The sequence below is a fragment of the Rathayibacter tanaceti genome, from assembly GCF_001634385.1.
Classification (GTDB): domain Bacteria; phylum Actinomycetota; class Actinomycetes; order Actinomycetales; family Microbacteriaceae; genus Rathayibacter; species Rathayibacter tanaceti.
The window spans coordinates 1-23,030 of the sequence record NZ_LIIN01000020.1 but is presented as its reverse complement, the minus strand read 5'-3'; the positions used below and the strand labels follow the sequence as shown (position 1 = coordinate 23,030).

Genomic DNA, 23,030 nt, shown 5'->3' with positions numbered 1-23,030 from the left:
CGGGTCGGCGACCGGCGGGCGAAGCTCGATGCATGCACTGCTCTACCCGAACGGCTCGGGAGGAGGCGCTGGGCCACGTCCTCACCTGCCAGCGCGCCGAGTTCGCCGTCGCCGTCGTCGACTCCTGCCTTCACGTACGTCTGATCGACCCCGCCGCTCTCGCAGACGTCCTCAGTCGGCTCCCCCGCCGTCTCTCGCGTGTGGTTCGACTCACCGATCCACGCGCCGGATCAGGGCCGGAGCCCGTCACGCGGGTGGGCCTCACGATCGCCGGGATCGAGTGCGAGCCGCAGGTCAAGAGCCCCGGCGTCGGCCGGGTCGACGTCGGGACCGACGACGGGGCGCTGCTCGACGTCGACGGCAGGCAGCGGGACGACGACGCGACGTCGTTCGAGCGCGGCCGGCACCGCGATCGAGCCGCCGGCGTTCCCGCGAGCCGAGCATGCATCCGCAGACGGCACGCGGTCCTACGCTGGGAGGCATGACCGAGGCGGCCGACACTCCCCGCGGGATCCCCGGGCTGGTCGAGCGGATCATGCGGACGCGGCCGGTGCGGGTGATGCTGCACTACTCCGAGACGGGCGGTCCGCTCTTCGCCTCCGGGTTGGCGTTCCAGGCGCTCTTCGCCGTCTTCGCGGCACTGTTCGTCGTCTTCGCCGTGTTCGGGTTCTGGATGCGCGACGACTCGGTGCTGCGCGACTCCCTCCTCGATCTCGTGACCCGATCGGTTCCGGGCCTCATCGGAGGCGAGAACGCTCTCGTCTCGGTCGACACGCTCCTGGACTCCTCGATCCTCGGCTGGACGGGAGTGATCGCCGCCGCCGGACTCATCTGGACGGCCCTCAACTTCCTCGGGAGCCTGCGCCAGGCGGTGCGCCTGCTCTTCACGCTCCCGGGCCCGACCACGCTGTTCGTGCTACTGAAGCTCAAGGATGCGGGACTCGCCCTGGTCTTCGGAGTCGTGCTGCTGGTCTCCGCGGCGCTCTCGGTCTTCTCGACCTCGTTCGTCGACGTGGCCTTCGCCTTCCTCGGCATCAGCAGCGAGTCGACGGCCGGCCGCGTCGCCGGTGGGGCGGTGGGCCTCCTGATCATGCTCGTGCTCGACACGGCGACCCTCGCCGGATCGTTCCGCATCCTCTCCGGGATCCCCATCCCGTGGAAGAACCTCTGGGCCGGCGCACTCATGGGCGGCGTCGCCCTGGGCGCGCTGAAGGTCCTCGGCACCCAGCTGCTCGGAGGCGCGTCCAGGAATCCGCTGCTGGCCTCGTTCGCCGTGCTGATCGGTCTCCTGATCTGGTTCAACCTGGTCTGCCAGGTGATCCTCATCGCGGCCTCGTGGATCTCGGTGGGGATGAGCGACGCCGGGATCTCGGCGCGCAAACTGACATCGGAGGAGCGCGAGCAGGAGCGGGAGGAGCAGCTCCGCGCGGCCCGCCGCACTCTCGCGCAGGCCGAGTGCGAGCGCCTTCGGGCCGCCCTGCCGGGCGCCTCCCTCCTCAAGCGTCGGCGACTCGAGAAGCAGCTCGCCCGCCTTGAAGCCGAGCTCGAGGAGCTCTCCGCGTAATCCGCAGCGCCACCTGAGCACCAGGCCGCGACTCCGCCGATGCGTCGGCTCGAGGGCTACAGTCGAAATGCCCGTTTGTGTTGACTTCAGGTTCGAACGGGTCTAAAAAGAGATAAACGCAGATCCGCGGTTGGCGACGATCCCGGGTCCGGCGAACCACCACACGGCGAGACGACGGAGTCCACATGTACGCACCGGAGCGGCACCAGGCGATCCTGGACCGCGCCCGCAGCGATGGTCGCGTCGAGGTCCGCGACCTCGCCCTCTCGCTCGCCGTGACGCCCGAGACCATCCGACGCGACCTCACGAGCCTCGAGAAGCGCGGCCTGCTGCGCCGGGCGCACGGAGGCGCGATCCCGGTCGAGCGCCTGGGCATCGAGCCGGAGGTCGCCGCCCGCGAGGGACACCTCGCCGGCGAGAAGGACCGGATCGCCACCGCCGCGCTGGCCGAGGTCCCCGACGGCGGCTCGATCGCCATCGACGCCGGAACCACCACGGTGCGCCTGGCGGAGCTGCTCCCCCTGGACCGCCGGCTGACGGTCGTCACCCACTCCCTCCCCGTCGCGATGGCGCTCGTCGGCCGGCCCAACATCGACCTCCACCTGATCGGCGGGCACCTGCGCGGAGTGACGCAGGCCGCGGTCGGCCCGTGGGTCGCGCAGGTCATCCCCTCCGTCTCGGTAGACGTCGCCTTCATCGGCACCAACGGGATCAGTCGCGAGCGGGGTCTTACCACCCCGGATCTCGACGAGGCCGTCGTGAAGTCGGCGATCATCGCCGCCGCCCGCCGCGTCGTGGTCCTCGCCGACCACTCCAAGTTCGGCCGACAGGACTTCGGGCACGTCGCTCCGTTGTCCGCGGTCGACACCGTCATCACCGACAGCGACGTCGACGAAGAGCTCGCCGACGACATCGAGTCGGCCGGACCGGAGGTCGTGCGCGCATGATCGTCACCGTCACCGCCAACCCCAGCATCGACGTCACCCTGTCGACCACCGGCTTCGCCGTCGGAGAGGTCAACCGCGCGTACGACGTGCGCCGCGATCCGGCAGGGAAGGGCGTCAACGTCGCCCGCGCCCTCGCGCGCAACGGCGTCGAGGCGACCGCGGTCTACCCGGCCGACGCCTCCACCGGCCTCGACCTCTCGTCGATGCTCGACTCCGCGGGCGTCCGCTCGGCCAGCGCGGCGATCGCCAGGCCGATCCGGACCAACATCACCGTGGTCGACGACCGCACCGGCCGCACCACCAAGATCAACGAACCCGGCCCCGCGGTCACTGCGGAGGAGGCGCAGGCCCTCTCGGTGCTGATCGGCGAGCACGTCTCCGCCTCGCCCCGCTGGCTGGTCGCCTGCGGCAGCGTCCCCCCGGGACTGGGCGCGGACTTCTACCCCGCCCTCGGCCGCCTCGCCCTCCACTTCGGCGTCCCCCTCGCCGTCGACACCTCGGGCGCGCCTCTGACCGCGATCATCGCGGCCGGCAGCGCGACCCTGGTGAAGCCCAACCTCGAGGAGCTCGAAGAGCTCCTCGGCCGCTCCCTGACGACGGTCGGAGACGTCGTCGCCGGAGCCCGTGAACTCCTGCAGCTGCCCGACGCGCGAGCGCTCGTCAGCCTCGGAGAACACGGCGCCCTCCTCGTCACGGCGCGCGCGTCGTGGTGGGCGGGCGCCCCCGCCGTCGTGCCCCTCAGCACGGTCGCGCCGGCGACAGCACCCTCGCCGGCTATCTCTCGGCCGTCGACGCCACGGAAGCGGAGCGCCTCGCGACAGCCGTCGCCTGGGGTACCGCCGCCGTCCAGCTCCCGGGCAGTGAAGCTCCGGGACCCGACTCCCTCCGCCCCGACGACGTCACCGTCGTCGAGAACCCCGAACCCCACCTCCCGATTGGAGAACTGAGCGCATGACTGCTCTCACCGAGGCGTCGACGGTCATCGTCGACCTCACCGCCGCCACCAAGGACGAGGCCACCGCCCAGCTAGCGAAGACGCTCGCCGACGCCGGCCGCGTCACCGATCTCGACGGCTTCCTGGCCGACGTTCGCGCCCGCGAATCGCAGATGGCCACCGGCATGCCCGGCGGCATCGGGATCCCACACGCCCGCTCCTCCCACGTCGTCGCGCCGAGCGTTGCGGTCGGCATCGCGAAGCAGGGCGTCGACTTCGGCGCGTCCGACGGCCCGGCCGACCTGATCTTCCTGATCGCCGCTCCGGACGGAGCCGACCAGGCGCACCTCAAGATCCTCGCGCAGCTCGCCCGCAAGCTGATCCACGAGTCCTTCACCGGGTCGCTCCGTGCCGCCACGAGCGGCCAGGAGGTCGCGGACGTCATCGCCAGAGAGGTCGTCGTCTCGTGAGGATCGTCGCTGTCACCAGCTGCATCGCGGGGATCGCCCACACCTACATGGCGGCCGAGGCCCTCGAGCAGGCGGCGAAGAAGAAGGGCTACGAGATCCAGGTCGAGACCCAGGGAGCGGCGGGTTCCGACCCCATGTCGGAGGAGACCATCGCGGCCGCCGACGTCGTGATCCTCGCCGCCGACCTCGAGGTCCGCGGCAAGGACCGCTTCTCCGGCAAGCCCACCCTCGAGGTCGGGACCTCGGAGGCGCTCGCGAAGGCCGCGAGGTCATCGACCGCGCCGCCGCCAAGGCGCAGGCCGCTCCGGCCGCGGCCCCCGCCTCCGGACCGCGCTTCGTCGCCGTCACCAGCTGCATCGCCGGCATCGCCCACACCTACATGGCGGCCGAGGCCCTCGAGCAGGCAGCGAAGAAGCGGGGCTACCCGATCCACGTCGAGACGCAGGGAGCGGCCGGATCCGAGGAGATGACCGCGAGCGACATCGCGGCCGCCGACGTGGTGATCCTCGCCGCCGACCTCGAGGTCCGCGGCAAGGACCGCTTCTCCGGCAAGCCGATCCTCCAGGTCGGCGTCGCCGAGGCGCTCGCCAGGCCCGACGAGGTCCTCGACCGCGCACTCGCCCTGCGCGGATCCGGCACCGCCGCTGCTCCGGCCCGCTCGACCCCGGCCGCCGCCCCCGCCGTCCCGAAGAAGGTCGGCGTCGGCACGCGCATCCGGCAGAACCTGATGACCGGCGTCTCGTACATGATCCCGTTCGTCGCCGCGGGCGGACTCCTGATCGCCCTGTCGTTCCTGTTCGGCGGCTACCAGATCGTCGACTTCGAGGCTCAGCAGATCATCGACAACGGCTTCAACGTCGCGAACGTCACCGACTGGGCCGGGGTCATGTTCCTCATCGGAGGCGCGACCTTCGCGTTCCTGGTGCCCGTGCTGTCGGGATTCATCGCCTTCGGCATCGCCGACCGCCCCGGTATCGCGCCGGGCTTCCTCGGCGGCGCGGTCGCGATCACCGTCGGGGCCGGCTTCCTCGGCGGTCTCGCCTCGGGCTTCATCGCCGGATACGCCGCGCTCTACATCTCGAGGATCAAGCTCCCCGCGGCGTTCAAGTCGCTGATGCCCGTCGTGATCATCCCCCTGATAGCGACCTTCATCACCGGCTTCCTGATGTTCGTCGTGCTCGGCGCTCCGCTGCGTGCGCTGAGCGAGGGACTGTCAGCCTGGCTCTCCGGACTGTCCGGCGGAAACCTGATCGTCCTGGGCATCATCCTGGGCCTGATGATGGCCTTCGACATGGGCGGGCCGGTCAACAAGGTGGCCTACGCCTTCGCGACGACCGGCCTCGCCTCCGTACCGGCCGACGGCGACCCGAACTCGGTGCAGTTCAAGGTGATGGCGATCGTGATGGCGGCCGGCATGACCCCTCCGCTGGGTCTCGCCCTGGCCACGTCGCTCCGCAAGCGCCTGTTCACCGACGCCGAGCGGCAGAACGGCAAGGCGGCGTACCTGCTGGGCGCGTCCTTCATCTCGGAGGGGGCGATCCCGTTCGCTGCGGTCGACCCGCTGCGCGTGATCCCCTCCGCGATGATCGGCTCGGCCACCACCGGCGCGCTCGTCGCGCTGTTCGGCTCGACCCTGCGCGCCCCGCACGGGGGCGTGTGGGTGACCGGTCTCGTCGGAGAGCCGCTGCTCTACCTGGTCGCGATCGTGGTCGGCATGGTCGTCACGGCCGTCTGCGTAATCATCGCGAAGAGCATCAGGCGCTCGCCCGTCGTCGCCGAGGTGCCGGAGCCTGCTGCCGCGCAGCCCGTCGTCGCCTGATCTCCCCCGACCGACCGTCCTGAGCGGTCCCGCCGGCGGTCGTCTCCGCGCTCCTCCCCCTTCTCCAAGGGAGGCGGCGGGAGGCGGCCGCCGGCTTCGTCGTTCCTGGAGGCTCCCTCTGCAGGGTCGCGTGCGATCTGCAGGGCTCGGCGTGATCTGCCGGGGATCCGCACGGTACGGCCGATCCGGTGGGACGGCCCCGTGAGCGACGGACGCCTCCCCGGGAGATCCCGCCGTTCCTGCGAGGGGAGGGTGCGCGTCACGGCGCCGCCGCTGTCGGAGCCGCTCCGTAGACTGATCTCGTGACTCGCAAGCCTCTCCGCATCGCCTCTGTCAACGTCAACGGTGTCCGCGCCGCCTACCGGAAGGGCATGGGCGAGTGGCTCGCTGCGCGCGACGTCGACATCCTCGCCCTCCAGGAGGTCCGAGCCTCGACCGACGACCTGACGGGCCTGCTCGGCGACGAGTGGAACGTGCTGCACGACGAAGCGACCGCGAAGGGCCGAGCGGGAGTCGCGCTCGCCTCCCGAACCCGCGCCACGATCCACCGCGTCTCGTTCGGCGCCGACGACTTCGACTCCGCCGGACGATGGCTCGAGGCCGACTACGCGGTCGGCGACCGCACGCTCACCGTGGTCTCGACCTACGTCCACTCCGGCGAGGTCGACACCCCCAAGCAGGTCGAGAAGTACCGCTTCCTCGAGGCGATGAAGGAGCGCCTCCCGCGCCTGCGGGAGCACAGCGAGCTCGCCGTCGTGCTGGGCGACCTGAACGTCGGGCACCGCACCCTCGACATCAAGAACTGGAAGGGCAACCTCAAGAAGGCCGGCTTCCTGCCGCAGGAGCGCGCCTACTTCGACGAGTTCATCGGCGCAGAGGGCGAGCCCGGATACAACGAGGGAGCCGGATTCGGTTGGGTCGATCTCGGCCGCCGCTTCGCCGGAGAGGTACCCGGCCCGTATACCTGGTGGTCGCAGCGTGGAAAGGCCTTCGACACCGACACCGGCTGGCGCCTCGACTACCAGCTCGCGACCCCCGCGCTCGCCGCCCTCGCCCGCAGCTACGAGGTCGATCGGGCCGACGCCTACGACACCCGCTGGTCCGACCACGCCCCCGTGGTCGTCGACTACGAGCTCTGACCCTCCTTCTCCGCGGCTTCCGCGACTCCAACCCCTCGAGGCCACCCATGACTCCCAGCACTCCGGGCGCCAAGCCCGTCATCTTCTCCGGCATGCAGCCGTCCTCGGGCTCGCTGCACCTCGGCAACTACATCGGCGCACTGACGCAATGGGTCGCCATGCAGGAGGACTTCGACGCGTACTTCTGCGTCGTCGACCTGCACGCGATCACCGTGCCGCAGGACCCGCAGCAGCTCCGCGAGCGCACGCGCGCGACCGCGGCGCAGTACATCGCGGCCGGCATCGACCCCGAGCGCTCGACACTCTTCATCCAGTCCCACGTGCCCGCGCACGCCGAGCTCGCCTGGGTGCTCAACACCCTGACCGGCTTCGGCGAGGCCAGCCGCATGACGCAGTTCAAGGACAAGTCGGCCAAGCAGGGCGCGGAGGCGGCGTCCGTCGGGCTGTTCACCTACCCGATCCTGATGGCGGCCGACATCCTGCTGTACCGGGCCGACGCCGTGCCGGTCGGCGAGGACCAGCGCCAGCATCTCGAGCTCACCCGCGACCTCGCCGCGCGCTTCAACTCGCGGTTCGGCGAGACCTTCACGATGCCGGAGCCGCACATCACGCGAGAGACCGCCAAGATCTTCGACCTGCAGAACCCCGGCGCCAAGATGTCGAAGTCGGCGGAGTCGGACGCGGGCCTACTGAGCGTTCTCGACGAGCCGAAGACCACGGCGAAGAAGATCATGCGCGCTGTGACCGACACCGAGTCGGAGGTGCGCTTCGACCGCGCGGCGAAGCCCGGCGTCTCGAACCTGCTGACCATCTACTCCGTGCTCGCCGAGCGCTCCGTCGAGTCGTTGGAGCAGGAGTACGCGGGCCGCGGCTACGGCGACCTCAAGAAGGGCCTCGTCGAGGTGGTCGCCGCGACCTTCGACCCCATCCGCGCGCGGACCGCCGAGCTGCTGGCCGACCCGGCCGAGCTCGACCGCGTCCTCGCCCGCGCTGCCGACCGCGCCTCCGAGGCTGCGGAGCCCACGCTCGCGACGGTGTACGAGCGCATCGGCCTCCTCCGCCGGACCCGCTGAGCGCGCCGTGCTGCGGCTCGCGCTGTTCGACCTCGACGACACGCTGTTCGCGCACGCGCGCGCCGTCCGCGAGGGCATCGTGGCGCACACCTCGGCGCTGGGAGCCGCCTACTCCGCGGACCCGCTCGACGTGCAGCGCCGCTGGCACCTGCTCGAGGAGGAGCATTACCACCGCTACCTCTCGGGCGAACTCGACTTCGAGGGTCAGCGCCGGGCTCGGGCAACCGCCTTCGCCGCCCAGGCAGGAGTGACACTGACGCCCGAGGAGGCGAGCAGCTGGTTCCGCGAGTACCTCGATCACTACGTCGCGGCGTGGGCCCTGCACGATGACGCGCTGCCCGTCCTCGACCGGCTGGACGCCGCCGGGATCCGGATCGGCGTCGTCACGAACGGGGTGCTCGACGTCCAACTCGCGAAGATCGAGGGTCTCGGCCTCGCCGACCGGATCGAGCACGTGATCGCGTCGGGCGACGTCGGAGTCGCCAAGCCGGATGCCTGATCTTCGCCATCGCCTGCGACCGGTTCGGTGTCGCGCCGGGCGACGCCCTCTACGTGGGCGACCGCCTGGGCACAGACGCGATCGGAGCAGCCGCCGCCGGCCTGCGCGGCGTCTGGCTCGACCGCGTCGGAGGCCCGGAACACGGCCGCGAGCTGCCGCCGGAGGCGCTGGCGCTGGATGTCCGGCGCGTCGGCTCCCTCGACGCGCTCGACGCCCAGCTGGAGCTCCGCAGGGCCTGACACCGCTGTTCCGGCTTCTCAGCGCACCCGGAACAGCGCCACGAGCTCGGGCTCGCGATCGACCACGACTCCGAGCCGAGGGGAATCGTCGACGACTCCGAGCCGCACGGGATCGTCGACGACGCTCCCCCACCCGTGCCCATCAGCATCGGAGCGCTCTCGAGCCTCTGCGCGAGCGGCCTTCTTCCTCGTCGTCCCCCACCCCTCGCAGAGACCACGCCTCGTCCCTGACGAGGCATGCACTCCGGCCCCACCGGCCTCCGGTGCCGCCGTCGGAACGACGAAGCGCCCCGCCCGACCCGAGGGCCGAGCAGGGCGCTTCACCGCACTATGCGAGTCGGACCACAGCATCCGCTCGCCCTTCGAGGCTAACGGGGAGAACGCGTGTCAGCGTTCTTCCCCAGCCGGCGGCAGCCGCTCCACGAGACGCCACCGCCTCGCGCAGCCGACCGCGTCACGGCGAGCGGGACCGCCGTGGCAGAAACTACTGCACGTCCTCGTCGACCCAGTCGAAGGTCTTGGTGACGGCCTTCTTCCAGAGGCGGTACTGGCGGGCGGCCTCGTCCTGGTCCATCTCGGGGGTCCAGCGCGAGTCCTCCTGCCAGTTCTGGCGGAGGTCGTCGAGGTTCTCCCAGAAGCCGACCGCGAGGCCGGCCGCGTAGGCCGCTCCGAGCGCAGTCGTCTCGGCGACGACCGGTCGGACGACGGGGACGCCGAGGATGTCGGCCTGGAACTGCATGAGCAGATTGTTGGCGATCATGCCGCCGTCGACCTTGAGCTCCTGGAGCGGCACACCGGAGTCGGCGTTGACCGCGTCGAGGACCTCGCGGGTCTGGAACGCGGTGGCCTCGAGCGCGGCGCGGGCGATGTGGCCCTTGTTGACGTAGCGGGTGAGACCGACGAGTGCTCCACGCGCGTCCGACCGCCAGTACGGCGCAAACAGGCCGGAGAACGCGGGGACGAAGTAGGCGCCTCCGTTGTCCTCGACCGTCGCGGCCAACGCCTCGACCTCGGGAGCCGAGCCGATGAGGCCCAGGTTGTCGCGCAGCCACTGGATCAGCGAGCCGGACACCGCGATCGAGCCCTCGAGCGCGTAGTGCACCTCGCCGTCGCCGAGCTTGTAGCCGATGGTGGTCAGCAGCCCGTTCTTGGAGTGGACGATCTCGGTGCCGGTGTTGAAGATCAGGAAGTTACCGGTGCCGTAGGTGTTCTTCGCCTCGCCCGGATCGAACGCCGCCTGGCCGAAGGTCGCGGCCTGCTGGTCGCCCAGGATGCCTGCGATCGGCACCTCACGCAGCAGCGACGAGGACTCGACGTTGCCGTAGACCTCGGAGGAGGAGCACACCTCGGGGAGCATCGACTTCGGCACACCGAAGGCCTCAAGGATGTCGTCGCGCCACTCGAGGGTCTCGAGGTCGAGGAACAGGGTGCGGGAGGCGTTCGTGACGTCGGTCTTGTGGACGCCGCCGTCGATGCCTCCGGTGAGGTTCCAGAGCACCCAGGTGTCGGTGGTGCCGAAGAGCAGGTCGCCCGCCTCGGCCTTCTCGCGCGCGCCCTCGACGTTCTCGAGGATCCAGACGATCTTGGTGCCCGAGAAGTAGGTCGCGAGTGGGAGGCCCACGATCGACTTGAAGCGGTCAGCGCCCTCGTCGCCGGCGAGCCGGTCGACGATCGACTGGGTCCGGGTGTCCTGCCAGACGATCGCGTTGTAGACGGGCTTGCCGGTGGTCTTGTCCCAGACGACCGCGGTCTCACGCTGGTTGGTGATGCCGACCGAGGCGATGTCATGGCGGGTCAGGTCGGCCCGCGAGAGGGCTTGGCCGATCACCTCGCGGACGTTGTTCCAGATCTCGAGCGGGTCGTGCTCGACCCAGCCGGCCCGCGGGAAGATCTGCTCGTGCTCCTTCTGGCCGGTGGAGACGATCGAGCCCTTCTTGTCGAAGATGATCGCGCGGGACGACGTGGTCCCCTGGTCGATAGCGATGACGTAGTCAGCCATGAATGATTACTCCTTCGTAACGGGGGTGAAGTGGAGTTCGGCGGCTCAGAGGACGGGGAGGAGCACCAGCGAGGAGAGACCCGCGAGAACACCGCCGACGATCGGGCCGGCGACGGGCACCCAGGCGTAGCCCCAGTCGCTCGAGCCCTTGCCCTTGATCGGGAGCAGCGCGTGGGCGATGCGGGGTCCGAGGTCACGGGCGGGGTTGATGGCGTAGCCGGTCGGGCCGCCGAGGGACGCGCCGATCGCGATCACCAGGATGGCGACGGGGAGAGCACCGAGCGCGGCGAGTCCGCCGTCTCCCTGACGTCCGCCGCCGAAGCCGATGACGACGAGGACGAGGACGAACGTACCGATGACCTCGGTGACGAAGTTCCAGCCGTAGGAGCGGATCGCCGGGCCGGTCGAGAAGACCCCGAGCTTGTTGGCGGCGTCGGGCTCTTCGTCGAAGTGCTGCTTGTACGCGAGCCAGCAGAAGACGGCGCCGATGATCGCGCCGATCAGCTGAGCGAGGATGTAGACGAGGATCGAGGCGATGTTCACCGGCACACCCGATCCGAACTCGGTCGCACCGCTGGCCACGAGGCCGAGGGTGACGGCCGGGTTGAGGTGAGCACCCGAGTTGTACGAGACGATGACGCCGGCGAAGACCGCGAAGCCCCAGCCGATGTTGACCATGAGGGTCCCGCCGTTGAGACCCTTGCTCTTGACGAGCGCGACGTTGGCGACGACACCGCAGCCGAGGAGCACGAGCATCGCCGTTCCCACGACTTCGGCAAGGAACACCACTCCGAGATTGTCCACGTTGACCTTTTCCTTTTCATATGACGGACGCAGGGGGGCGCCCGTGGCGAGCATCGATGCCCGACGACTGTGAAGTTATCGGCGCCCCGACCAAGCGACAAGGAACGACGCGTGCACGTTTGTGCGTTGTCGCACGGAAGCCCCGGACGACGAAGGGACTTCGTCCGGGGCTTCCGTCGATTCGCGCCGATCCCCTGGGGTCAGGACGCGGGAACGGCCGTCGGGGCCTGCACCGATGTGCCTCCGACGTCGACGCCGTTGTAGTCCTTAAGGTGCGCGATCGTCGCGTCGACCTCCTGGGCGCGCTTCGCCTCGTCCCAGCCGAGGACCGCTCCGGTGTGCTCGGCGAGCTCCTCGAGGAGCTCGCGGCTGAGACCGCCGGTGAACGCGTGGTTGGTGCGGCGCAGGACCAGGTCGATCAGATGCACGACGCTCTCGTGCTGCGCGAGGTAGCGGATCTCTCCTGTGGTGAAGTCGGCGTCGAAGTCGAGCGCCTCGTCGTGGCCGTCGGCCAGGGCCTCGATGACCTCCTGCGCGCGGGTGCCGTAGCGCTCGAGAAGCTGCCCGGTGCGGGCGGAGGAGAGGCCGGACCGGTGCTGGCTGATCCACTGCGCACGGGAGGCGTCGGTCCTCGGGAAGCCCTTGCCGCCTCCGATGGGGGTCTTCACGGTCGAGACGCGACGCTGACGCCGATCCGCGTGAAGACCTCGTTCGAGAGGTGCTCGGAGAGGGCGCGGAAGGTGGTCCACTTTCCGCCGACCAGGCTCAGCACCGTGGTGCCCTTGCCGGGCAGCGTCGACGGCTCGATGCGGTAGTCGCGGGAGACGAACCCGGGCGCCTCGTCGTCGTGACGGGGCAGAGGGCGGATGCCGGAGAACTTGAACACGATCTGCGAGCGATTCACCGCGATCGCCGGGAAGACGTGGTTGACGAGCTCGAAGAAGTAGTCGATCTCCTCCTCGGTGCACACCGCCGGCTTGGTCGGGTCGGCGTCGATGTCGGTCGTGCCGACCATCACGCGCCCCTTGAGGGGGTAGATCAGGACGATGCGTCCGTCGCTGTGCTCGAAGAACATCTCGCGGCCTTCGCACGCCTCGACGAGCTCGGGGTTGTCGAGCACGATGTGCGAGCCCTTGGTGCCGCCCATGAACGACGTCGTGGTGCCCAGTGCGGTGTTCGTGAAGTCGGTCCAGGGTCCGGAGACGTTGACGACGACGTCGGCCTCGAAGGTGAACTCCTCGCCGCTCTCACGGTCGCGCAGGACGACACCCTTCTCGTCGGCGCCGACGGCTTCGACGTAGTTCGCCGCGCGAGCCTTCTTGCCGCCGACCAGCGCGTCGTTCAGCACGTCGAGCGCGAGGCGCTCGGGCTCGTGCACGGAGGCGTCGAAGTAGGTGGCGGTGTACTTGATCCTCGGGTCGAGCTTGGGCAGCTCGCTGAGCGAGCGCTTGCGTCCGTGGAACTGGTGTCGCGGAACCGTGCCGCCGTCGCGCGAGAAGAAGTCGTAGAGGGTCAGGCCGACCTTGATCAGCAGCGCCCCACGCTCCTGCGGCTTGCCGGACTTGTGGGTCAGGAAGCGCATCGGGGCCGCGAGGATGCCCGAGAACGTCGAGTAGATCGGGATCGTCGTCTGCAGCGGCTTGACGTAGTGGGGGGCGATCTTGAGCAGGCCGTTGCGCTCGTGCACGCCCTCGTTGACGAGTCGGAACTCGCCGTTCTCGAGGTAGCGGATACCGCCGTGGATCATGTGACTCGAGGCGCTGGAGGCGCCGGAGACGTAGTCACCCCGCTCGACGAGCGCGACGTCGACGCCGTTGAGCGCGAGTTCGCGGAAGGTCCCGATGCCGTTGATGCCACCGCCGATGACCAGGACCGTGGCGCGGGGGGTGTTGCGGAGAGCAGCCACGCTCTCACGCAGAGCGGAGGTTCCGGGAGTTCCGTCGGACTGTGCCACTTCGTACTCGCCTTCGTGTCGTAGGTGTTTCGTCGGGGCCTCCGGCCATCGTGCACCGGAAAGATGGACGATTGATATCGCGAAGGAATACAGCCATCCTTGACGGGACAACACATCCGGTCAAGACGGGTGGAAATACGTGCAGGGAGCGGCAATGACCCCAGTCCGACCGGTCGTCGAACTCGACGAGACGACCCACGCGACCCATCCCGACAAGACGAGGGACGCGCTGCGTGCGGCACAGCTGTACTACATGCAGGATCTGACGATGGACGCCATCGCCCACGAGCTGCACACCTCCCGCTCCTCGGTGTCGCGGCTGCTGTCGCATGCGCGCGCGACGGGGCTGGTGGACATCCAGATCCGTTCGCCGCTCGATCGGGCCAGTGCGCTCTCAGCCGAGGTCCGCGCCCACTTTGACATCACGGCGCACATCGTGCCCGTACCCGACCACACCAGCGAGATCGACCGGCTCGAGAGGGTGGCCCTCTCGGCGGCGCGGATCCTCGGCCAGTTCATCGACTCGAACATGATCGTGGGCATCGCCTGGGGGTCGACGATGAGCGCGATCAGCCGTCACCTCATCGCCAAGGAGACGCACAACACGCAGATCGTGCAGCTGAACGGCGCCGGCAACACCGAGACCACGGGCATCAACTACTCCAGCGAGATCCTGCGCCGGTTCGGCGACGCCTACGCCGCGAAGGTGCAGCAGTTCCCCGTCCCGGCGTTCTTCGACGATCCGACGACGAAGCAGGCGTTGTGGCGCGAACGCTCGACCCGCCGGGTGCTCGAGCTGCAGCAACGGATGGACGTGGCGCTGTTCGGGCTCGGCTCGCCCTTCGCCGCGGTGCCCTCGAAGGTCTACATCGGCGGCTACCTGGAGCCGGACGACTTCACCTCGCTGAGCGGCTCCGGAGTGGTCGGCGACGTCGCGACGGTGTTCTACCGCTCCGACGGCACCTGGGACGACATCCCGATGAACGAACGTGCAAGCGGTCCCGACCTCTCGACGGTGCGGCGCGCCTCCCGCCGCATCTGCGTGGTCTCGGGCGCCTCCAAGCTGCCCGGCCTGCGCGGCGCCCTCGCCGCGGGACTCATCACCGATCTCATCCTCGACGAGGGCACCGCCCGCGCCTCATCTCGGGCTGACGCCCCCTCCCCACCCCTCCCTCCGCGAGATGCCACTTCAGTACGCGACACGCCGAAGAACGTGTACCGAAGTGGCATCTCGCGGGTCTCAGCCGAACAGTGCGCGACGCACGCGGGCGACGGTCTCCTCGGGGTGGAGGAGCACGCCGGCGGAACGCACGCGGACGACCCGGTAGCCGAGGGCCTCGATCGCTTCGATGCGCCGGATGTCGCGCTCGTACTGTGCGCGGTCCGAGCGGTGCTGGTCGCCGTCGTACTCGACCACGACACGGCGCGCACGGTAGAGCAGGTCCACCCGCGCGACGAATCGGCCTTCGTCGTCGTACAGCTCGACGTTCACTTCCGGCTCCGGAAGGCCCGCGCGCAGGAGCAGAAGTCTCAGCAGCGTCTCCATCGGGGACTCCGCGCCGACCCGCACCCAGGGCACCGCGTCGCGGGCCCGCCGTCCGCCGCGGCCTCGGAACGAGGCCGCGCGAGAGGCCAGCACCTCCAGGTCGACACGCCACCCGCGCCTCCGGCCGTCCTCGTCGGGCCCGACGATCGCGTCGCCGAGGACGACGAGGTCGTCGAGCGAGCGCGAATCGGACAGGTGGCAGAAGGTGGATGCCGGATCGGCGACCGGAGAGCCCGCGTCGACCACCGTCACGGCGTCGTCCCAGAGGTGGTGCGAGCGGACCCCGACTCGACGCGCGGCACGCTGAGGCGGCGCGACGGACACGTGGAGCGGAGTCGTCGCGCTGGGACGGGGACCGGGGAGGCCGAGCAGGTGCGCGGCCGTGCCGTGCGAGAAGAACTCGCCGGGGCGCATGACGGCGCTGTACGCGCGGATCCGCTCGTCGACGGTGAGCGGCTCGACCGCCGTCCGCGCCCCACGGAACACGACGACGGGGTGCCCGGCCGCCAGCCTGCGCCTCGTCGTGCCGTCCCTCGACTCCATCACCTCGCCCTGCCCGCTGTCCATGCCCCGAGGATGTCCGACCCGCCCTCACCCCCGCAGAAGTTCTCCACAGCCCCCTCCGCGAGATGCCACTTCGGTACGCGACACGCCGATGCGGGCGTACGAAGTGGCATCTCAAGGGGGGGAGAGGCGGGGGCGAGGGGCGGCGCGAGGGCGGTCAGGACTCGCGGGCGTGGGTGTCGAGGAACTCGTAGACCTCGGCGTCGTCGATACCGGGGAAGGTACCCGAGGGCAGGGGGGCGAGGACGTGCGCGTGCAGGCGGGCGCTCGGCCAGGCGTTGCCGTCCCAGCGCGCAGCGAGCTCGGCCGGCGCGCGGCGGCAGCACGACTCGTCGGGGCAGCGCGACAGCTCACGGCGGTCGGTGTCGCGGCCACGGAAGAAACGCGCCTCGGCGAAGGGCACGCCCACAGTGATCGAGAACTCCTCCGTCGCTGTGGTGCCGGTCTGCGAGGCCGACCAGAAGGTGCCGGCCGGCGTGTCGACGTACTGGTAGTACTCGGTCGTGCGGTTCGTGCGGCTGAACGCCGACCGAGCCGACCAGTAGCGGCAGACGACCTGCCCCTCCACGGCGCCGGTGACGTCGGTCGGCAACGGCAGGCCGTCGTTCTCGTAGGCCTTCTGGATCGATCCGTCGCCCAGGATCCGCAGGAAGTGCATCCGGATGTCGAGATGCGAGGTGAGCAGATTGGTGAAGCGCAGCGCAGCGGCCTCGTGGGTGACTCCGAAGCCGTCGCGGAAGTCCTCGACCGAGATGTCGCGCTCGCGCTTCGCCTCCTGGAGGAACGCGACCGCCGGCTCCAGGGGCATCAGGCAGGCGGCGGCGAAGTAGTTGATCTCGAGGCGCTGGCGGAGGAAGTCGGCGTAGGTCGCCGGTCGCTCGTGGCCGAGGAGACGGTGCGCCATGGCCTGCAGCGCGAGCGCGCGCAGCCCGTGCCCGCCGGGGATCGAGGCGGGCGGGAGGTAGATCCGCCCGTTGGCGAGATCGATCACCGATCTGGCGGAATGCGGCAGGTCGCCGACGTGGATGATCTCGAAGCCGAGGTGGCGGGCCATCTTCGAGACCGAGCTGTGCGTGAGCGCTCCGCCACGGTGACCGACGGTGCGCAGCATCTCGCCGGCGACCTCCTCGATCTCCGGCAGGTAGGAGTTGCGCTCGCGCAGCTGGAGGCGCTGCGCCGTGTTCGCGCGACGCGCCTCCTCCGGGGTGGCGCTGGCTTCGCTGCGGCGACGGGCGAGCTCGCGGTACACCCCGAGGAACGCCTCCAGCACCGGGGTCGTCAGGCTCTTGTTGACCTTGAACTCGGGCAGACCGAGGGAGCGGTAGAGCGAGCCCTTCTGAACCCGGGCGAGCTCGATCTCGAGCGCGGCCCGCTCGCTGGGCGGCTCGTCCGAGAGGAGGGCGGCGAGCTCGACCCCGAGGGCGGCGGCGAGGCGCTGGAGGAGGGAGAGCCGCGGCTCGCGCCGACCGGTCTCGATCAGCGAGAGCTGGCTCCCAGAGACGCCCACCCGCTCGGCGAGCTGCCCGAGAGTGAGCCCGCGCTGGGCGCGGACATGGCGCAGCCGTTGGCCGAGCAGGACGGCGTCGGTGGAAGCGGAGGGATCGGTCACGGCGAGCTCCAGCAGTCGGTTGTGACGGTGGCGCAAAAAAACTGCTTTGTGATGAGCTGCGCCCCGGGAAGATGTCCCGATCCTCCTCCATTCTGGCTTCAGGCGCCACTGAGCGCCCCTCTCCGGCCCCGGCCGGCGACTCCCCACCCCGTCGACGACGACCACCGAAAGCGGAGCCAGCATGAGCATCTACAGCAACACCGTCCGACTCGAGGCGAGCACGATGACCGCCCCGACAGCCGTCCCCGCGCCGACGGTGCCTCCGGCGCCTCTCGCCCTGCGCCGCTGGGTACGCGAGATGGCCGCCGTGCTCAAGCCCGACGCGATCGAGTGGAGCGACGGCTCCCCAACCGAGTGGTACCGCCTCACGGAGCGCCTGGTCGCCGCCGGTACTCTCCTGCCGCTGAATCCGGAGTGGCGACCCGGTTCGTTCCTCGCGCGGACGGACCCCGACGACGTCGCGCGGGTCGAGGACCGCACCTTCATCTGCACGACCGACCAGGCCGACGCCGGCCCCACGAACAACTGGCGCGAGCCCGCGGCGATGAAGGCCGAGCTGGCCCCGTTCCTCGACGGAGCGATGCGCGGACGCACGATGTACGTGGTCCCGTTCTCGATGGGCCCGGTCGGCGGCCCCCTCTCACAGCTGGGCGTGCAGCTCACCGACTCGGCCTACGCCGTGCTCAACCTGCGGATCATGGCGCGCGTCGGCGCGGAGCCGCTCGCTGCGTTCACGGAGGAGACCGCGTTCGTGCGCGGCGTGCACTCGGTCGGCCTCCCGCTCCGCGACGCCGGCGGCCTCACCCGCGAGGACGTGGCGTGGCCCTGCAATCCGACGAAGTACATCACCCAGTTCCCCGAGACGCGCGAGATCGTCTCCTTCGGATCCGGCTACGGCGGCAATGCGCTGCTGGCCAAGAAGTGCTTCGCCCTGCGGATCGCGTCGGCCATGGGCCGCGAGGAGGGCTGGCTCGCCGAGCACATGCTGCTGATCCGCATCGTCTCGCCGGAGGGGCGGCGCTACCACGTGGCCGCCGCGTTCCCGAGCGCGTGCGGCAAGACCAACCTGGCGATGATGCAGCCTGCGATCCCGGGCTGGCGGGTCGAGACCCTCGGCGACGACATCACCTGGATGCGCCCCGGAGCGGACGGACGCCTCTGGGCGATGAACCCGGAGACCGGCTTCTTCGGCGTCGCACCCGGCACAGGCGAGAGCTCGAACCCGCACGCGGTGCAGACGCTCTGGGGCAACACGATCTTCACGAACGTCGCTCTCCGAGAAGACGGCGACGTCTGGTGGGAGGGACTGACCGACGAGGTGCCGGAGCGGCTGACCGACTGGCGCGGACAGCCGTGGACCCCCGCCTCCGGCACGCCGTCGGCGCACCCCAACTCGCGCTTCACCGCACCGGCGGAGCAGTGCCCGTCGCTGTCCTCCGACTGGGACGCCTTCGAAGGCGTGCCGCTGGACGCCATCGTCTTCGGCGGACGCCGGGCCAGCAACGTGCCGCTCGTGACGCAGGCCACGTCGTGGCAGCACGGAGTCTTCCTCGGGGCGACCATCGCCTCCGAGAAGACAGCGGCGGCAGAGGGGACCGTCGGGGAGCTGCGCCGCGACCCGTTCGCGATGCTCCCCTTCTGCGGCTACAACATGGCGGACTACTTCGCGCACTGGCTCGCGCTGGGCGAGAAGCTGGGAGAGAAGGCGCCGGCCGTGTTCCAGGTCAACTGGTTCCGCAAGGACGCTGACGGCGAGTTCCTCTGGCCGGGCTTCGGCGAGAACGCACGGGTGCTGCAGTGGCTGGTGAGGCGGCTCGAGGGTCTCGCCGAGGCGCGGCGGAGCCCCATCGGCGACCTGCCGATCGCGATCAATACGCACGGTCTCGCGCTCACGGCCGAGCAGAAGGAGGAGCTCTTTTCGGTGCCGGTGGAGGCGTGGCTCGACGAATGCACCCTGACGGAGGAGTTCTTCGGCCGCTTCGGCGACCGTCTGCCTCCCGAGCTGACCGCCGAGCTCCAGGCGCTGCGCCTGCGGCTGGTCGCCGAGAAGGTGTCGCTGGCCGCTTGAGCGCGGCCTCGCCGGACCGAGCCGACTCCGGTCGGACACCCCTGTGGCCCGCGGGCGGACCATCCCCCTTTCCTCGCATCCCGCCAGCGGGTCCACCCCCTCCTCCTCACCCTTCCTCTCCTCCTCCGACGACGGGCTCCGATGAACGACCGCATCACCCTCCGCTTCCTCGCCGCACCCCAGGACGCCACGGCCGACGGCCGCAGTGTGCAAGCCGGCCGCGTCCTCGAGTGGATCGACAAGGCCGGTTACGCCTGCGCGGTGGGCTGGAGCGGCGGCTACTGCGTCACGGCCTACGTCGGCAACGTGCACTTCACCCGGCCGATCGCGGTCGGCAACCTGATCGAGGCGAGCGCCCGCGTCATCCACACCGGGCGCACCAGCATGCACGTGCTCGTGCAGGTGGCGCAGGCGGATCCGAGGACCGGCCGGTACGAGGATGCGACCCACTGCCTCCTCGTCTTCGTCGCGGTCGACGACGAGAAGAGGCCCCGCACAGTCCCGAAGTGGCGGCCTCGCTCGATCGAGGACCTGTCGCTCGCCGAGGGAGCGGCCGCCCGCATAGCGGGCCGTCGACAGCTGCACGACGTGATGCGAGCACAGAGCTACACGGAGGAGGGAACCGGCCCGCGCATCGTCTTCCGCTTCCTCGCCGCCCCGAACGATGTGAACTGGGGCGGCAACGCGCACGGCGGTATCGTGATGCGCTGGATCGACGAGGCCGCGGACGCGGTCGCGCAGCGCTGGAGCGGACGCGACGCGGTGGCCGTCTACTCCGGCGGGATTCATTTCTACCGGCCGGTGCGCATCGGGCACCTCGTCGAAGTGGAGGCGCGGCTCATCCACACGAGCGCCCGGAGCATGCACCTCGCCGTGCACGTGCGCTCGGGCGACCCGCGCACGGGTGAGCTGGAGCTGACGACGCAGTGCCGGAGCGTTTTCGTGGTGCGCGGCGCCGATGGAGCGGCCGAGCCGGTTCCTCCGCTCAAGCTGCACACCGATGAGGACCGGCGCCTCGACGCCCACGCGCGCGAGCTGATCGCGCTGCGGGCGGCGCTGCCGCCGCTCCCGCTCGCGGGGACGGCCGGCGCTAGGGTCGGAGCGTGAAGCTGCCGATCCTCGTCCTCAACGGCCCCAACCTGAACCTGCTCGGCACCCGCGAGCCCGAGCTCTACGGCTCGGACACCCTCGCCGACGCGGAGGCACTGGCCGCCGAGGCCGCCGAGCGGCACGGCTTAGCGATCGAGACCTTCCAGAGCAGCTCGGAGGGAGCGATCGTCGACCGGCTGCACGCCGCCCGCGGGGCCGTCTCGGGCATCGTGCTCAACGCCGGCGCCTACACGCACACGTCGGTGGCCATCCGCGACGCGGTGCTCGCCACCGGGCTGCCGATGGTCGAGGTGCACGTGAGCAATGTGCACCGCCGCGAGCCGTTCCGGCAGCACTCCTACCTCTCGGACATCGCGGTCGCGTGATCGTCGGGGCGGGGATCGCGGGCTACGGCTACGCGGTGGATGTGCTCGCGCGAGCGGCGAGCGCAGGATGAGCGAGCCCGGGCGCCCCTTCGGCCTGCGCCGTGGAAGCCGACGACCACGGACGCCCGAGGTGCCCTGACGACGCGGTCGACCGGATCACGGGGCACGCTCCCGCGCGGGTCGGAGGCGCCTTCTTCCCGGAGCGGGCGCACCGTCGCCCGTCACTGCCCGACTACCCTCGGAGGGCGCCGCACCGGCGCGAGCACCGAGAGCACGAAGGAGAGACGCACGTGAGCATCATCGCCGCCGCAGACGGGTCCGCACTGGGCAACCCGGGCCCCGCCGGCTGGGCCTGGTACGTCGACGACGAGCGCTGGGCGGCCGGCGGCTGGTCGCACGGCACGAACAACATCGGCGAGCTCACCGCGGTCCTCGAGCTGCTCCGGGCGACCGCGCGCGAGGACGAGCCGCTGCACATCCTCTGCGACAGCCAGTACGCCATCAAGGCGTGCACCGAGTGGCTGCCGGGCTGGAAGCGGAAGGGCTGGCGCAAGGCCGACGGCAAGCCGGTGATGAACGTCGAGATCATCAAGGCGCTCGACGAGGAGCTGCAGGGCAGGCGGGTCACCTTCGAGTGGGTGAAGGGGCACGCGAACCACCGGATGAACGAGGCGGCGGACGTGCGCGCCCGGAACGCGGCGACCGCCTACCAGAACCGCCGACCGGTCGACGCGGGACCGGGGTGGCCGGGAGCGGCACCCGCACCCGCTTCTCCCGCCGCCGAGGACCCGGCCACGCTCTTCTGAGCCCAGGCCCGGCTCAGGGCAGGTGCAGCAGGCCCGTCGCCACGAACTCGCGTACCCGCGGCAGGACCGACTCGGCGACGGCCTCCTCCTCGACCTGCAGCAGCGAGGCGACCGCCGCGACGATCGCCGCGATCGAGAGCTCGCCGTCGCAGGCGCCCACGACCGCAGCGAGCGCCGTGTCGACGTCCTCGACGCGCGCGAAGCCTCCGCCCTGCCGCAGGCGCAGCACCGTGGGGTCGTCGTTGCCCGGCCAGTAGTGCCGCTCCTGCGTCACATCACCGGCGACCACCAGCGCGAGCCCGGCGAGCGCGCGGTCATCGAGCGGCGCGAGCGCTTCGGCGGCGTCGAGGCAGGAGGCGAGATGCCCTCCGAGCCCCGCGGTCGCGACCGGTGTGCCGATCCGCTCGAAACGCCGGATCGGCGGCCTCGAGCGCCCGGGGAGGCGCAGGGTGACGTAGCCGAAGCCGACCCCCGTGACCCCCCTCCGCTCGAAGTCGCTCAGCCACGCCTCCACCAGCGCGTCGAAGGCGGGGCCGCGGGTCGTCCCTCCGTCGCGGATCCAGGTCTCGGCGTACACGGCCGGGTCCTGCTGCTCACGCTCCACGATCCAGACGTCGAGGGGCGAGGCCGTTCCGCCCATCCAGGCGTCCAGCCCCGCGGGCTCGGACTCGAGCGCCTGCTGCAGCGGGCTCCGGGCGTCGGCCAGCCAGCCCGCGATCCGGTCGAAGGCGTCGGCTCCCTCGCGGTACTCCCAGTTGCCCAGCAGCTGCGCGACCCCGCCCGGCACGAGGTGGTCGGCCGCGCCGAGGATCACGCGGCGGACGATCTCGTCGCCCTCGAGGCCGCCGTCGCGGTACTCGTAGGAGGGGACGCCCTCGGCGCGCGGCGTGATCACGAACGGCGGATTGGTCACGATGTGGTCGAACCGCTCCCCTGCAACGGGTTCGTAGAGGCTGCCGCGGCGGAACTCGATGTTCTCGATCCCGTTCAGCTGCGCGGTGAAGGAGGCGAGCTCGAGGGCCCGCTCCGAGACGTCCGTCGCGACCACGTGCTCGGCATGACGCGAGGCGTGCAGAGCCTGGATCCCGCAGCCGGTGCCGAGGTCGAGGACACGGCCGACCGGACGCTGGATCATCAGGCCGGTCAGGGTCAGGCTCGCGCCACCGACGCCGAGCACGTGATCCTCGTCGAGCGGCCGGCCGAGAGCGAGTTCGCCGAGGTCGGAGGCGATCCACCAGGAGGCCGCGCCGCGCACGTCGACCACGTCGTACGGCCGCAGATCGAGCGCGGCCGTGACCACGGCTCCGGCCTCGACGCGCACCAGGCCCAGCTCCACTGCTCCCTCCAGCGCGAGGGCGCCAAACGCCTCTTCTGCGTCGTCGGCCGGAACCGGATCGGCCAGCAGGAAGAGTCGCGCGAGTGTGGCCAGAGCGTCGCGGTCTCCGGTGCGCTCGAGCGCGCGGCGGGCGGGGACGCGATCGCCGCGGTGCAGCGCCTCCGCCGCCGCCTCGCCCCAGAGGT

The 23,030-nt window shown here is 70.6% G+C and carries 19 protein-coding genes and 3 pseudogenes; 16 read left to right on the top strand and 6 right to left on the bottom strand.

The genetic code is table 11. The features are described from left to right. The first annotated feature begins 32 nt into the window (after positions 1 to 32). The 11 genes from ACH61_RS17250 (at position 33) to ACH61_RS18160 (ending at position 8,684) form a co-directional block, all read left to right on the top strand. Complete coding sequence (locus tag ACH61_RS17250; protein WP_068208983.1) at positions 33 to 485, top strand: hypothetical protein; 453 nt, start codon at positions 33 to 35, stop codon at positions 483 to 485. Then, on the top strand, positions 482 to 1,564 hold the full coding sequence (locus ACH61_RS04310) for a YihY/virulence factor BrkB family protein (RefSeq protein WP_068208980.1): 1,083 nt from the start codon (positions 482 to 484) through the stop codon (positions 1,562 to 1,564). The genes ACH61_RS17250 and ACH61_RS04310 overlap by 4 nt, the downstream gene beginning before the upstream one ends. A 185-nt stretch (positions 1,565 to 1,749) precedes the next feature. Continuing rightward, the gene (locus ACH61_RS04305; protein ID WP_068208977.1) at positions 1,750 to 2,511 is read left to right on the top strand and encodes a DeoR/GlpR family DNA-binding transcription regulator; all 762 of its coding nucleotides are present in this window, start codon (positions 1,750 to 1,752) and stop codon (positions 2,509 to 2,511) included. Continuing rightward, positions 2,508 to 3,458 (top strand): 1-phosphofructokinase family hexose kinase, encoded by a 951-nt coding sequence (locus tag ACH61_RS04300; RefSeq protein ID WP_201787576.1) that lies wholly within the window; start codon positions 2,508 to 2,510, stop codon positions 3,456 to 3,458. Before ACH61_RS04305 ends, ACH61_RS04300 begins: the two co-directional genes overlap by 4 nt. Positions 3,459 to 3,462: 4 nt before the next feature. After that, entirely contained in the window at positions 3,463 to 3,915 is a 453-nt protein-coding gene (locus ACH61_RS04295; protein WP_068208974.1) for a PTS sugar transporter subunit IIA, read from the top strand. Continuing rightward, positions 3,912 to 4,385: a PTS fructose transporter subunit IIB gene (locus ACH61_RS17865; protein ID WP_082845009.1), complete on the top strand. Its 474-nt coding sequence runs from the start codon at positions 3,912 to 3,914 to the stop codon at positions 4,383 to 4,385. The genes ACH61_RS04295 and ACH61_RS17865 overlap by 4 nt, the downstream gene beginning before the upstream one ends. Beyond that, positions 4,295 to 5,734: a PTS fructose transporter subunit IIC gene (locus ACH61_RS04285; RefSeq protein ID WP_068208968.1), complete on the top strand. Its 1,440-nt coding sequence runs from the start codon at positions 4,295 to 4,297 to the stop codon at positions 5,732 to 5,734. Before ACH61_RS17865 ends, ACH61_RS04285 begins: the two co-directional genes overlap by 91 nt. A 371-nt stretch (positions 5,735 to 6,105) precedes the next feature. Continuing rightward, positions 6,106 to 6,873, top strand: a complete 768-nt coding sequence (locus ACH61_RS04280; protein WP_236713535.1) for an exodeoxyribonuclease III — start codon at positions 6,106 to 6,108, stop codon at positions 6,871 to 6,873. Between the two features lie 47 nt (positions 6,874 to 6,920). Continuing rightward, positions 6,921 to 7,946, top strand: coding sequence for a tryptophan--tRNA ligase (trpS, locus tag ACH61_RS04275; RefSeq protein WP_082845008.1), 1,026 nt, complete (start codon positions 6,921 to 6,923; stop codon positions 7,944 to 7,946). Positions 7,947 to 7,953: 7 nt separating this feature from the next. After that, complete coding sequence (locus ACH61_RS18165; protein ID WP_236713534.1) at positions 7,954 to 8,445, top strand: HAD family hydrolase; 492 nt, start codon at positions 7,954 to 7,956, stop codon at positions 8,443 to 8,445. A gap of 53 nt (positions 8,446 to 8,498) precedes the next feature. After that, a complete protein-coding gene (locus ACH61_RS18160) occupies positions 8,499 to 8,684 on the top strand; it encodes a hypothetical protein (protein ID WP_236713533.1) in 186 nt (61 codons plus the stop codon). A gap of 484 nt (positions 8,685 to 9,168) precedes the next feature. Here ACH61_RS18160 and glpK read toward each other — a convergent pair whose 3' ends face one another. From glpK to ACH61_RS04255, 3 genes and pseudogenes are all read right to left on the bottom strand, one after another. Continuing rightward, positions 9,169 to 10,683 (bottom strand): glycerol kinase GlpK, encoded by a 1,515-nt coding sequence (gene glpK / locus ACH61_RS04265; RefSeq protein WP_068208962.1) that lies wholly within the window; start codon positions 10,681 to 10,683, stop codon positions 9,169 to 9,171. 45 nt (positions 10,684 to 10,728) lie between these two features. Next, positions 10,729 to 11,487, bottom strand: coding sequence for an MIP/aquaporin family protein (locus tag ACH61_RS04260; RefSeq protein ID WP_413784021.1), 759 nt, complete (start codon positions 11,485 to 11,487; stop codon positions 10,729 to 10,731). A 200-nt stretch (positions 11,488 to 11,687) separates the two neighbouring features. Then, a pseudogene (locus ACH61_RS04255) lies at positions 11,688 to 13,441 on the bottom strand (glycerol-3-phosphate dehydrogenase/oxidase). Between the two features lie 253 nt (positions 13,442 to 13,694). Between ACH61_RS04255 and ACH61_RS16105 the strand changes: the two are divergent. Then, positions 13,695 to 14,579, top strand: a pseudogene (locus tag ACH61_RS16105) (sugar-binding transcriptional regulator); the annotation flags it as partial. 102 nt (positions 14,580 to 14,681) lie between these two features. On the opposite strand, the gene ACH61_RS04245 reads toward ACH61_RS16105, so the two are convergent. Both ACH61_RS04245 and ACH61_RS04240 read right to left on the bottom strand, forming a co-directional pair. Next, positions 14,682 to 15,554 (bottom strand): endonuclease domain-containing protein, encoded by an 873-nt coding sequence (locus ACH61_RS04245; RefSeq protein ID WP_068208957.1) that lies wholly within the window; start codon positions 15,552 to 15,554, stop codon positions 14,682 to 14,684. Between the two features lie 154 nt (positions 15,555 to 15,708). Further along, on the bottom strand, positions 15,709 to 17,160 hold the full coding sequence (locus ACH61_RS04240) for a helix-turn-helix domain-containing protein (protein ID WP_068208954.1): 1,452 nt from the start codon (positions 17,158 to 17,160) through the stop codon (positions 15,709 to 15,711). 223 nt (positions 17,161 to 17,383) lie between these two features. Between ACH61_RS04240 and ACH61_RS04235 the strand changes: the two genes are divergently transcribed. From ACH61_RS04235 to ACH61_RS04220, 4 genes and pseudogenes are all read left to right on the top strand, one after another. Continuing rightward, a complete protein-coding gene (locus ACH61_RS04235; RefSeq protein ID WP_068209006.1) occupies positions 17,384 to 19,228 on the top strand; it encodes a phosphoenolpyruvate carboxykinase (GTP) in 1,845 nt (614 codons plus the stop codon). Between the two features lie 141 nt (positions 19,229 to 19,369). After that, positions 19,370 to 20,335, top strand: a complete 966-nt coding sequence (locus tag ACH61_RS04230; RefSeq protein ID WP_068208951.1) for an acyl-CoA thioesterase — start codon at positions 19,370 to 19,372, stop codon at positions 20,333 to 20,335. Beyond that, positions 20,332 to 20,774: pseudogene (gene aroQ, locus ACH61_RS04225) on the top strand (type II 3-dehydroquinate dehydratase). Before ACH61_RS04230 ends, aroQ begins: the two are co-directional and overlap by 4 nt. Before the next feature lie 219 nt (positions 20,775 to 20,993). Further along, on the top strand, positions 20,994 to 21,509 hold the full coding sequence (locus tag ACH61_RS04220; protein ID WP_068208998.1) for a ribonuclease H family protein: 516 nt from the start codon (positions 20,994 to 20,996) through the stop codon (positions 21,507 to 21,509). Between the two features lie 13 nt (positions 21,510 to 21,522). Here ACH61_RS04220 and ACH61_RS04215 read toward each other — a convergent pair. Next, positions 21,523 to 23,030, bottom strand: a 1,508-nt coding sequence (locus ACH61_RS04215; protein ID WP_068208948.1) for a DUF7059 domain-containing protein, incomplete at its 5' end; no start/stop codon positions are given.